Genomic DNA, 10332 nt, shown 5'->3' with positions numbered 1-10332 from the left:
AGCGGGCGCTTGCCCTCATCCTGCCGGGCAGCCCAGAAGGCCGTGCGCAGCATGACGCCGTCAATATCCTGCATCGTGATTCTCGGGCGCGGTTCAGTTGCGGCCATGAGCTGGTTCCTTGGTCTGTTCGGCACGACGGGCGCGTTATTCGTCAAAGACGTATTTGCCCGGTGCTGCATAAAGTGGAGGGAATGCCTCGCCGCCACAAGACTTGGGTGACACCTTCAGTGCGCCGGAACGCTCCTTCAGCCAGGCACCCCAGCGCGGCCACCAGGATCCGGCATGCTCTTCAGCCGTCGCAGCCCATTCGTCAGCGGTCGGCTTGATCTCGGAACTGGCGAAATACTTGGCTTTCGGGTTTCCCGGCGGATTGATCAGCGATTGCAGGTGGCCGCTGGAGGACAGGACAAACTCTATATGCTTCGATCCGAGCAGTGATGGCGTGCGATAGCAGGCCTTCCACGGCGTGATGTGATCTGTGAGGCCGGCAACGACAAACGAATCGCACGTGACTTTGGTGAGATCTGCCTTGTGTCCGGCGATGTCGACCTTGCCAGGATTGGCGAAAGGTTGCGTCATGCCGAAATCGAGAAAGTCCGAATGCAGCTGGGCCGGCAGGTTCGTCGTGTCATTGTTCCAGAAGAGAACGTCATATGGTGGCGGGTCTTCGCCCATCAGGTAGTTGTTGACGACATAGTTCCAGATCAGGTCGTTCGGGCGCATCCAGGCGAACATGCGCGCGAGATCATCGCCCTTCAGGATTCCCTTCCGTTTCGAATATTTGCGGGCGATCTCGAGGCTGCCATCGGAGACGATCTGTCCGAGGTCGCTGTCGTCGCGTTTCGGATCGAGGACGCAGACCATGAATGTCAGGGCATTGATACGCTTGTCATCGGCAGCGGCGAGAAGGCTCGCGAACGTCGCCGTGGTGATGCCGCCCGAGCAGGCGCCGCCCACATTGATCTTGGACGACTTGGTGATCTTGCGGATGACTTCGCTGGCCTGGATCAGGCTGTCGACATAATCGGTGAGTCCCCAAGCCGCATGTTCCTTGGTCGGATTTCGCCAGGAGATGATGAATGGCTGCAGGTCCTGAGACAGCAGGAATTGCACGATCGATGTATGGGGCGTGAGGTCGTTGGCGTAGTATTTGTTGATCTGGGGCGGGATGATCAGGATCGGTATCTTGTGCACCTTTTCACTCGTCGGCGTGTACTGGATCAGTTCCAGAAGATCATTCTTCCAGACGACCGACCCTTTGGACGTGGCGAGGTTTTCACCGACCTTGAACGGACGCTTGTCGACCTGGGACGGCATGCCGCCGTTTTTCGTGAGGTCGGTATAGAGGTTCTGCAGCCCTTTCAGGAGCGACATGCCGCCGGAATCGACGACGCGCTTTGTCGCCGCAGGGTTTCCGAGCAGCGTGTTCGTGGGTGCCATGGCATCGGTGATCATGCCCATCACGAATTTGGCGCGGGCGTGCTCAAGCTCGTTCATCTTGAGTTCGCCAACCCATTCATTGAGGTGTTCCTGCGTGGCGAGATAGGCCTGCATGCCGCGCTTGTAGAAGGGATTGTGTTCCCAGGCCGGGTCCTGGAAGCGGCGGTCCTTGCGGTTCGACTTGCGGTCGGACTTGCCGAGCAGGATCTTGGCGTTCTCAGCCGTGATCTTGCCGGCGGTCTTGGCGGTGGTGACCGGGTTCGTCATGGTGGACCGCAGCATCATGGCGACGGCGCCCAGCAATTCCTGCCGGTTTATGCCTCCCATGAGCGGGTTCAGCGCCGTCGTGCTTTCGGCAGCATTCCTGGCAATCTCTTCCTGTGGTGTCGGCATTTTCGCTCATCCCTTTATGCGTCGGTCTTCCGCTGACACCCGTGCCTGCGCCGCCGACTTAGTTATTTTCTCTTTCAATTCCGGAAAGAGAGACTTGTAATATTTGAAACAAAATTCGTTCCATAGTGATATTTGCGTGCCAAAATGCAAGTAGAGCCATGAAAACACGCGATCGCATCCTTCAAACCAGCTTGCTTCTCTTCAATCAGGAAGGCGAAGCCCCACAGACGGCTGTCGATATTTCAAATGCACTCGAAATCAGTCCGGGTAATCTTTACTACCATTTCAAAGGCAAGGACGCGATCATCCGGACCTTGTTCGGCGCCTTCGAGGATGAAATGCGTGTCATCCTGCGGGGCTCCAAGGGCGGCGTGACGTCGATCGAGGACAATTGGGTCTACCTCTATATCATTCTCGAAGAGATCTACGATTTCCGCTTCTTCTATCGCGACCTTGGCGTGCTGCTAGACCGCTATCCCGATCTTGCCGTCCGGTTCCGCGCACTCGTTGCCGAAAAGCGCCGGACGATCACGCGCGTGCTGCATGATCTTGCCGAGAGCGATGTGCTGCAACTCGATCCGCGCCTCAAGCCGGCTCTGACGGACCAGATCATGATGTCGATCACGTTCTGGCTGGCCAATGACTCCATCGGGAACGAAGTGCATGACGGCCCGAGCCTGATCCACAAAACCGTGTTCCAGGTGATGTGCCTGATCGTGCCCTATATGGGAGAAGCCGGTTTCGACGCGCTCTCCCGCATGATTGACCATTATGAGGGCACGCTTGCATGAGAAGATGGGCAGCTTCGTTCTGAAGCCGCCCATCCGTCTCGTCGGCCCTATTTCATCAGGGCTTTTGCCTGCTTCACCCAGGCGTTCCGGGTGATCCGGCCGCGTGCGCCGATCTTCTCGTCGAGGGCGTCGATATCAGCCTTCTTGAGAGCGGCAATCTGGGCATAGGTCGTGATGCCTTCGGCCGTGAGCTTCTTCACGAGCGCCGGACCGACGCCTGTGATCTGCGAGAGGTCATCCGCGACAGCAGCCTTGGGCTTGGCTTTTGTTTTGGCTTTTGTTTTGGCTTTCGTGTCGGCTTCGGGGGCGACAGCGTGCTTGACGGCGGCTGACGTCTTCTTGGCAGCCTTCTTGGCGGTTTTGGCGACTTCTGCGCCTGTCTCGCCGGCAACGGACTCGATTTCGGCGGTGAGGCGCGAGAGACGGGCCTTGAGGTTCACGTCACCTTTGAAGGCTTTTGCCTTTGCGGCGATCTCGGACACTTCGTCCTCAAGCTTTTCGAGCTTCTTGTGGATCTTCTCACCCTTGGTGCCGAGTCCCTTGACGCCGAGCAGGTCGCGCATGCGCTCCATACGAGCCTCGAACTGGTCACGGGCCTGAACCTGGAATTCACGGGCGCCGGCAGCCGCCTGGGCCATTTTCTGGCTGGCCTTGAGAACACGCTCATCGCCGCCGAGGCGCGAGCGAACATCGCCCTCGATTTCAGCGCCACGCTTGACGAGGTCTTCGAAGACATCAGCCGATTGCGTATTCAGGACGTTCGCACCCGCCAGCGCGCTATCATACGCCTTGCCGTAGGCGCCAACGCCTGCGAGCCAGATCTTGTGCGCCATGTCAGCGGAATGCGCTTCCATCGCCTTGCCGACTTTTTCGGCCTTCGCGCGGGTCTTTGTTTTAGCTTTCGATTTCGACTTTGCCATTGTGTGGCTCCTTCGTGGTTATCCGATGGGGCCAGAAATAGGGAAGAAGTCTAGAAAGCGCATACTAATCGCTGCCGGGGTTGAAACCCTGCAATGAATGTCGTGTATCTGGCCACAGCAACCACAAGAGGATGAAACCGATGAGCGCAGTTGATTATCAGGTCGATGGCAAACCGTATGAGGGCTTCTTTGTCCGTCCCGCCGGGAAATCGAACGTACCGCTTGTCGTGATCGCGCATGCCTGGGGCGGTCTTGGCGACAATGAGCGCCAAAAGGCCCAACTGGTTGCTGACAAGCTCGGCTATGCGGCTTTTGCCATGGATGTGTATGGCAAGGGCAAGCGCGGCACGAGCGTCGAGGAATGCCAGGCCCTGATGAACCCGCTCGTCGGCGACCGGGCGGAGCTTCAGAAACGTCTTGCAGGTGGCCTCGCTGCCGCGAAGACACAAGATGGCCTGGATGGCAGCAAGGCGGCCGCCATAGGCTATTGCTTTGGCGGGCTGAGCGTTCTCGATATGGCGCGCGCTGGCCATGACGTTTTGGGTGTCTGCTCGTTCCATGGCTTGTTCGCGCCAGCCGATAACCTCCCCTCCCCCAAAATCAAGGCGAAAGTCCTCATTGAGCACGGCTGGCAGGATCCGATGGCCACGCCTCAGGACGTGCTGGCGATTGCGAAGGAAATGGACGGCGCCGGTGCCGACTGGCAGCTGCATGCGCATGGACAATCCATGCACGCATTCACAACGCTCGGCGCAAATGACGCCAATATGGGCACGGTCTACAATGCCGATGCCGACCGGCGCAGTTTCGCGTCGCTCACCAATTTCCTGAACGAAATATTCTAGTCACCCCGAAGGGCGTAGCCTGCAGAGCGGACGGTGCGGATGGGATCCTCGCCGCCGTCCTGCCGGAGCGCCTTGCGCAGGCGACCGACATGAACGTCGACCGTGCGGGCTTCGACATACACGTCTGATCCCCAGACCGTATCCAGCAATTGCTCACGCGAGAACACGCGGCCGGGATGCTGCATGAAATAGTCGAGCAGCCGGAATTCGGTCGGGCCGAGGTGAATTTCGCCTTCATTGCGCATGACGCGATGCGCGACGCGATCAATCACAATGTCACCGACGGAAACCTTGTCTTCCTTGAGACCGGGACGAATGCGCCGCAGAACGGCCCGTACGCGCGCCATCAGCTCAGTGGTCGAGAAGGGTTTGGTGACGTAATCATCGGCCCCCGTATCAAGACCGCGAATTCGGTCGCTCTCTTCACCGCGCGCAGTGAGCATGATGATAGGCATGTTCGGATTTGCGCCACCACTACGAATGCGACGGCAAATTTCGATGCCGCTGACCTTGGGAAGCATCCAGTCGAGAAGGATGAGGTCTGGCGCGCGTTCATCGATCATCATCAACGCCTCTTCGCCATCGGCCGCAATGGCGACTTCGTAGTCTTCCTTTTGCAGGTTGTAGAGCAACAGTTCAGAGACGGCGCTCTCGTCTTCTGCGATGAGCACGAAAGGTTTCATTCTATATTCCTCGCAAACGGCCGTCAGCCGTCCAAATGGGGGGTTTTCGGTCTGTCGGTTGACAAGAGGTATTCCCCTGTCGCCTGGAAATAGACGAACTCGGCAATGTTCGTGCAGTGATCGCCTATGCGTTCCAGGTTCTTGGCCATGAACAACATATGGGCCCCTGCCCCGATGGTCCGGGGATCTTCGATCATATAGGTGAGCATTTCCCGAAACAGCGAGTTATAGTGCTGGTCGATGTCTTCATCACCCTCCCAAACGGCCTTTGCCTCGGACGCGTTGCCCGTGGCGTAAGCATCCAGGACCATATTGAGTTGCCGCGAAACCGGACTGGCCATGCGATAAATGCCCTTGCGCATCGAGGCGCCGACATTCTCGTCCAGCCGCTGCGTGCGCTTGGCGATGTTCTTTGACAGGTCGCCAATCCGTTCGAGTTCACCGACCACTTTCAATGCGGAAAACACCGCACGAAGATCATGTGCCATCGGTTGGCGCCGGGCAATCAGGCTGACGATCTGGCGTTCCACATCGGCTTCGATCTTGTCGACCTGCTCGTCGCGCGCCACCACATCGCGCGCGACGTCGACGTCGTTCTTGTTCACGGCCGCGCAGGCATCGAGGATCATCGTCTCGACGATGCCGCCCATGCGGAGGATATCCGCCGCAAGCTTGTCGAGTTCGTCGGTGAAAGCAGAAACAATATGATCAGACATGCTCAGAATCCTATCCGAAACGACCGGTGATGTAATCCTCGGTGCGACGTTCCCGGGGATTGGTGAATATCTGGTCGGTTTCACCCATTTCGACGAGTTCGCCCAGATGGAAGAATGCGGTACGTTGCGACACACGCGCAGCCTGTTGCATCGAGTGGGTCACGATGACGATACAGTAGCGCTTGCGCAGCTCGTCGATAAGTTCTTCGATGCGCGCGGTCGCGACAGGGTCGAGCGCAGAGCACGGCTCGTCCATGAGGATCACTTCCGGCCTGACGGCGATGGCGCGGGCAATACACAAACGCTGCTGCTGTCCGCCGGAGAGACTGTTCGCAGGCGAAGTCAATCGATCCTTGACTTCGTCCCAAAGTCCGGCCCGTCGCAGGCTTTTTTCCACCATCGCGTCGAGATCTTCACGCGAGGCCGCCAGTCCATGGATGCGCGGACCGTAGGCGATATTGTCATAGATCGATTTGGGAAACGGATTCGGCTTCTGGAATACCATGCCGACGCGCGACCGAAGCAACACGGGATCCATGCCCGGGTCGTTGATGTTTTCCCCGTCCATGATGATCTCGCCGGTCACCTTGCAGGACTCGATCGTATCGTTCATCCGGTTCAGGCACCGCAGGAACGTAGACTTGCCGCACCCGGAAGGCCCGATCAATGCCGTGACGGAACGGTCGGGAACGGGCAGCGAAATGTCGAAGATCGCCTGCTTGTCACCATAGAAAACATCAATGTTTCTGCAGTCGATCCTCGGAAAGGTAAGGCCTTGCGTCTCGTCCATCTTGATCCCCGCCGCCGACATTTCGCGGCTTTCTGTCATTGTGGTTTCCATTACCATCTCCGCTCAAACCGCCGCCGCAGCAAGACGACAATACCGTTCATCGTTACCAGGAACAGGAGTAGGATGACGATGACAGCTGCCGTCATCGGTTCCCATGCACGCTCGGCATTTGTCGACCAGCTGTAGACAAGCACCGGGAGCGCCGTGGATTCATCTGTCGGTCCAGTCGGCACATCGGCGACGAACGCCACCATGCCGATCAACAGCAATGGCGCCGTCTCGCCCAGCGCCCTGGCCATGCCGAGGATTGCGCCGGTGAAGATGCCGGGTCCGGCCACGGGCAGGACATGGTGAAAGACCGACTGCATTTTCGAAGCGCCCACACCGAGCGCTGCAGCGCGAATCGAAGGCGGCACCGATTTCAGCGCGGCGCGCGACGCAATAATGATCGTGGGCAGAGTCAACAGCGCCAGCACGAGACCGCCCACCAGAGGCGCCGAACGCGGCAAGCCGAAAAAGCCCAGAAACACCGCAGCGCCAAGCAGTCCGAACACAATCGACGGCACGGCAGCCAGGTTGTTGATGTTGACTTCGATAATCTCGGTCAGACGGTTGCGAGGCGCAAATTCTTCAAGATAAACCGAGGCAAATATGCCGATGGGAATGGCGATAAACGCCGTAACCATCATGGTGAGCAGCGATCCCACGATCGCCGCCAGCGCGCCGGCCAACTCGGGATACGTACTGTCTGTATGGGTAAGAAGGCTCGTGTGGGGAACACGCGAAATGCGTCCCATATCCTTGAGCGCCAGCGTCCAGGCAATCTGCAGGTCCGATACATTTCGTTGCGATTCAGGCAGGGCAATCATCCGCGCCATCGGGCGACCTGTGCGGAAGTCTGACGCCGAACCGGTCAAAAGCGTCATCTCGAGGGTGTCTGTACTCAGACTGGTGACACGCCCCATTGCCGTGCCGGATGAAACCAGGGTCGAGCGCGCATCAACCGCGTCTCCCACTTCCTGACGCTGTACAGCGATCAGGGATTCGAGCGCCTTGAATGCGCCTGCACCTGTCAGTAGCACTTGCCGAGGCGCTGTTTCTGCGACCGCACTGATGTCGCCCAGACGGAGACGGAATTCTTTCGAAACAGCGCCTTTGAGATAGAGGTCGAGATCATCGTTCAGCGGCACTTTGATCGTCGCTGTCTGACCGATCTGCGTCGGATTCTCGGCGACCCATTTTGCCGTTGGCAAAACAGCCAATCGCGTGACGAGCTCACCAAGCTGGCGACTTGCCATCCGGTCTTCGTCAGCTTCGGGGAAAGTCGCCTCGAGATTTGAACGGATAAGGGTATAAAATCCATCCACATTGCGCGAAATTTCGGCTGGCGTGTCGTTACCCTTCGGGGCAATCACTGCCGGATCAAGAACGATGTCGAAGCGCAACTTGTGATAGGTCGCAGCCGAGATGGCCTGAAAGCCAATTGACGCAACCAGAACCGACAGTGCCAGCAATGCGAAGGCGATTGCAGACAGGCCATACAGCCTGAACCGCGCGTCTGCTGCACGTCGCTTCTTCAGCCGACGCAGCGCTTTCTCGTTCCTGAAGGGGTCTGGAGCGACGTCAGTCATATTTTTCACGATACTTCTGGACGACCCGGAGGGCGATCAGGTTGAAGAACAGCGTGATCACGAAAAGGACCAGGCCGAGGGCGAAAGCGGACAGGGTTTTCGGGCTGTCGAATTCCGTCTCGCCGGTAAGCAGGGCAACGATCTGGACCGTGATCGTGGTCAAATCGGCAGTCGGGTCAGCTGAGATGCGGGCGCGCTGGCCAGCGGCCATGACCACGATCATGGTTTCACCAATGGCGCGCGACACCGCCAGGAGAAGTGATGCGATAATCCCCGGAAGCGCCGCCGGCAAAACGACATGCTTGACCGTCTCGGATTTCGTCGCGCCCATTGCATAGGCCGCATCACGCAATGTTTGCGGCACAGCGTTGATCACATCATCGGAAAGGGATGACACGAACGGGATCACCATGATGCCCATTACAAGGCCTGCCGCGAGCGCGCTTGTCGGTTGGGCGGCCAGAAGTGGCTCGCTCGCCAGCCCTGCCGAAATCAGCGTCGTGTTGATCCATATGGCGACTGAGCGGATCGCCGGAGCGACCACGAGCAAAGCGAAGAACCCATAGACCACGGTCGGAATGCCTGCGAGGATTTCAAGGATCGGTTTGACCCAGCCACGTACTTTCGGTCCCGCATATTCTGACAGGTAAATTGCCGCAAACAGACCGACCGGTGCCGCGATCAGCATGGCGATCAACGCAATCATGAATGTTCCGAAGAACAGCGGCAGAGCACCAAACTCGGCGCTCGTTTGCGCGTTCCAGCGCGTTCCGAACAGGAAATCCCAGAATGGTACTTCGGCGAAGAAGCGAAGGCTTTCATAGAGGAGCGACGCGACTATTCCGATTGTCGTCGCAATCGCGATGGCAGCACACAGGAACAGGAAAATCTCAATGCCACCTTCCACGCGGTTGCGCGCCCGGAATTCCGGCGCCACCCGGCGGCGCGCGAGCAGAAAGCCACCGGCGGCGCAGACCAGGGCTAGCCCGATGGTTGCGACCTTGACCAACCCCTGAAGCTCCAGGAACCGGTTCATGATCGCTGAGAACACGCGGTCGGCACCGGTATATCCGTGATGGTACGCCGCGCGCGCGACCGAGTTCAGGTACACGTCAAGTTCGACGCGGGGCATGTCCGTGAAATTGGCTGGAAGTTCGCTTGCAAGCATTGACCGGACGATTCCATCGCCCAGGAGGCCGTATCCGAGCGCCACGATCAGCGCCGGGACGAAGGTCCACATCGCGACGTAATAGCCATGATAGTTGGGTCTCGAGTGGGTCCGTGCTGCCCCCGCTCCGGAGAATCGCTCCGCCTGGACACGGCCCACGAAAAAGCCGCCTGACGCAAGCATCGCGAGCAATGCGAGCATCAACCAACCCATGGGCAAAAGGCCGAGCTGTTGAACCATCCAGTCCGAAATCCCCGTTGTTGATGCCCCCCTTACTGCTGATCCGCGACAGTTCTGTGACACTCGGCCAACACATGACAGATGATCGCAGATGTCTTGCACTGGCGTGCCTTATCGGCCACATCTGCGGGCATGAAACACGACACAAAATCTGATGCGATCTGGCATGGCACCACGATCCTTGCCGTCCGGAAATCGGGCAAACTGGCGATTCTGAGCGATGGCCAGGTCTCGATGGGGCAAACGATCATGAAGGGTAACGCGCGCAAGGTGCGACGCATCGCGGGGGGCGATATCATCGCCGGATTCGCCGGTGCGACCGCCGACGCGTTCACGCTGTTCGAGCGGCTGGAAGCGAAACTCGAGCGCCATCCGGGGCAGCTTCAGCGGGCCGCCGTCGAACTCGCAAAGGACTGGCGAACCGAAAAATACCTACAAAAACTTGAAGCTCTTCTGATCGTGGCCGACAAGGACGTCACGCTCGTAATCACCGGCGCCGGGGATGTGCTTGAGCCCGAACACAATGTCGTCGCCGTTGGGTCGGGCGGCAACTTTGCGCTTGCCGCGGCGCGTGGGCTTTACGAATACGAAGACGATGCCGAAATCATCGGACGCAAGGCCATGCAGATTGCAGCGGACATCTGCGTCTACACGAACGCGAATTTCACGCTCGAGACGCTCGACATTTAACCTGTCCTGTCGCCGGCACCCCATT

General features: G+C 58.5%; 10 protein-coding genes. 3 read left to right on the top strand and 7 right to left on the bottom strand.

Going from position 1 to position 10332, the window contains the following annotated elements:
- Window positions 1–144 precede the first annotated feature (144 nt).
- The gene (locus AADA04_RS06955; protein ID WP_340692526.1) at window positions 145–1833 is read right to left on the bottom strand and encodes an alpha/beta fold hydrolase; all 1689 of its coding nucleotides are present in this window, start codon (window positions 1831–1833) and stop codon (window positions 145–147) included.
- A 158-nt stretch (window positions 1834–1991) separates the two neighbouring features.
- Here AADA04_RS06955 and AADA04_RS06950 point away from each other — a divergent pair, with 158 nt between their 5' ends.
- On the top strand, window positions 1992–2624 hold the full coding sequence (locus AADA04_RS06950; RefSeq protein WP_340692525.1) for a TetR/AcrR family transcriptional regulator: 633 nt from the start codon (window positions 1992–1994) through the stop codon (window positions 2622–2624).
- A 47-nt stretch (window positions 2625–2671) separates the two neighbouring features.
- Here the strand turns inward: AADA04_RS06950 and AADA04_RS06945 are convergent, their stop codons facing one another.
- Window positions 2672–3544, bottom strand: a complete 873-nt coding sequence (locus tag AADA04_RS06945) for a phasin family protein (RefSeq protein WP_340692524.1) — start codon at window positions 3542–3544, stop codon at window positions 2672–2674.
- A 140-nt stretch (window positions 3545–3684) separates the two neighbouring features.
- Between AADA04_RS06945 and AADA04_RS06940 the strand changes: the two genes are divergently transcribed.
- A complete protein-coding gene (locus AADA04_RS06940) occupies window positions 3685–4389 on the top strand; it encodes a dienelactone hydrolase family protein (RefSeq protein WP_340692523.1) in 705 nt (234 codons plus the stop codon).
- On the opposite strand, the gene phoB is transcribed toward AADA04_RS06940, so the two are convergent.
- Genes phoB through pstC form a run of 5 tightly spaced genes read right to left on the bottom strand, consistent with a single transcriptional unit; the run spans window position 4386 to window position 9617 of the window.
- Window positions 4386–5072, bottom strand: coding sequence for a phosphate regulon transcriptional regulator PhoB (gene phoB, locus AADA04_RS06935; protein ID WP_340692522.1), 687 nt, complete (start codon window positions 5070–5072; stop codon window positions 4386–4388). The genes AADA04_RS06940 and phoB overlap by 4 nt on opposite strands.
- A 23-nt stretch (window positions 5073–5095) precedes the next feature.
- A complete protein-coding gene (gene phoU, locus AADA04_RS06930; protein ID WP_340692521.1) occupies window positions 5096–5788 on the bottom strand; it encodes a phosphate signaling complex protein PhoU in 693 nt (230 codons plus the stop codon).
- Window positions 5789–5798: 10 nt separating this feature from the next.
- Complete coding sequence (gene pstB / locus AADA04_RS06925; protein ID WP_340692527.1) at window positions 5799–6578, bottom strand: phosphate ABC transporter ATP-binding protein PstB; 780 nt, start codon at window positions 6576–6578, stop codon at window positions 5799–5801.
- A 50-nt stretch (window positions 6579–6628) separates the two neighbouring features.
- Window positions 6629–8209 carry a phosphate ABC transporter permease PstA gene (pstA, locus tag AADA04_RS06920; protein ID WP_340692520.1) on the bottom strand — a complete coding sequence of 527 codons (1581 nt, stop codon included), beginning with the start codon at window positions 8207–8209 and terminating at the stop codon, window positions 6629–6631.
- Window positions 8202–9617, bottom strand: a complete 1416-nt coding sequence (gene pstC, locus AADA04_RS06915; RefSeq protein ID WP_340692519.1) for a phosphate ABC transporter permease subunit PstC — start codon at window positions 9615–9617, stop codon at window positions 8202–8204. The genes pstA and pstC overlap by 8 nt, the downstream gene beginning before the upstream one ends.
- Before the next feature lie 132 nt (window positions 9618–9749).
- Between pstC and hslV the strand changes: the two genes are divergently transcribed.
- Window positions 9750–10307 (top strand): ATP-dependent protease subunit HslV, encoded by a 558-nt coding sequence (gene hslV, locus AADA04_RS06910; RefSeq protein ID WP_340692518.1) that lies wholly within the window; start codon window positions 9750–9752, stop codon window positions 10305–10307.
- Window positions 10308–10332: the final 25 nt, after the last annotated feature.

Source organism: Hyphomonas sp. (assembly GCF_037969335.1).
Lineage (GTDB): Bacteria > Pseudomonadota > Alphaproteobacteria > Caulobacterales > Hyphomonadaceae > Hyphomonas.
Note: the sequence above shows the minus strand (reverse complement) of the source record. Positions and strands in the feature narration are given on the sequence as shown.

Bases quoted from the DNA above. Each gene is read 5' to 3' on its own strand.
- AADA04_RS06955 (WP_340692526.1), bottom strand. From the start codon at position 1,833: ATGCCGACACCACAGGAAGAGATTGCCAGGAATGCTGCCGAAAGCACG.
- hslV (WP_340692518.1), top strand. From the start codon at position 9,750: ATGAAACACGACACAAAATCTGATGCGATCTGGCATGGCACCACGATC.
- AADA04_RS06940 (WP_340692523.1), top strand. From the start codon at position 3,685: ATGAGCGCAGTTGATTATCAGGTCGATGGCAAACCGTATGAGGGCTTC.
- pstB (WP_340692527.1), bottom strand. From the start codon at position 6,578: ATGGACGAGACGCAAGGCCTTACCTTTCCGAGGATCGACTGCAGAAAC.
- pstA (WP_340692520.1), bottom strand. From the start codon at position 8,209: ATGACTGACGTCGCTCCAGACCCCTTCAGGAACGAGAAAGCGCTGCGT.
- AADA04_RS06945 (WP_340692524.1), bottom strand. From the start codon at position 3,544: ATGGCAAAGTCGAAATCGAAAGCTAAAACAAAGACCCGCGCGAAGGCC.
- phoB (WP_340692522.1), bottom strand. From the start codon at position 5,072: ATGAAACCTTTCGTGCTCATCGCAGAAGACGAGAGCGCCGTCTCTGAA.
- phoU (WP_340692521.1), bottom strand. From the start codon at position 5,788: ATGTCTGATCATATTGTTTCTGCTTTCACCGACGAACTCGACAAGCTT.
- AADA04_RS06950 (WP_340692525.1), top strand. From the start codon at position 1,992: ATGAAAACACGCGATCGCATCCTTCAAACCAGCTTGCTTCTCTTCAAT.
- pstC (WP_340692519.1), bottom strand. From the start codon at position 9,617: ATGGTTCAACAGCTCGGCCTTTTGCCCATGGGTTGGTTGATGCTCGCA.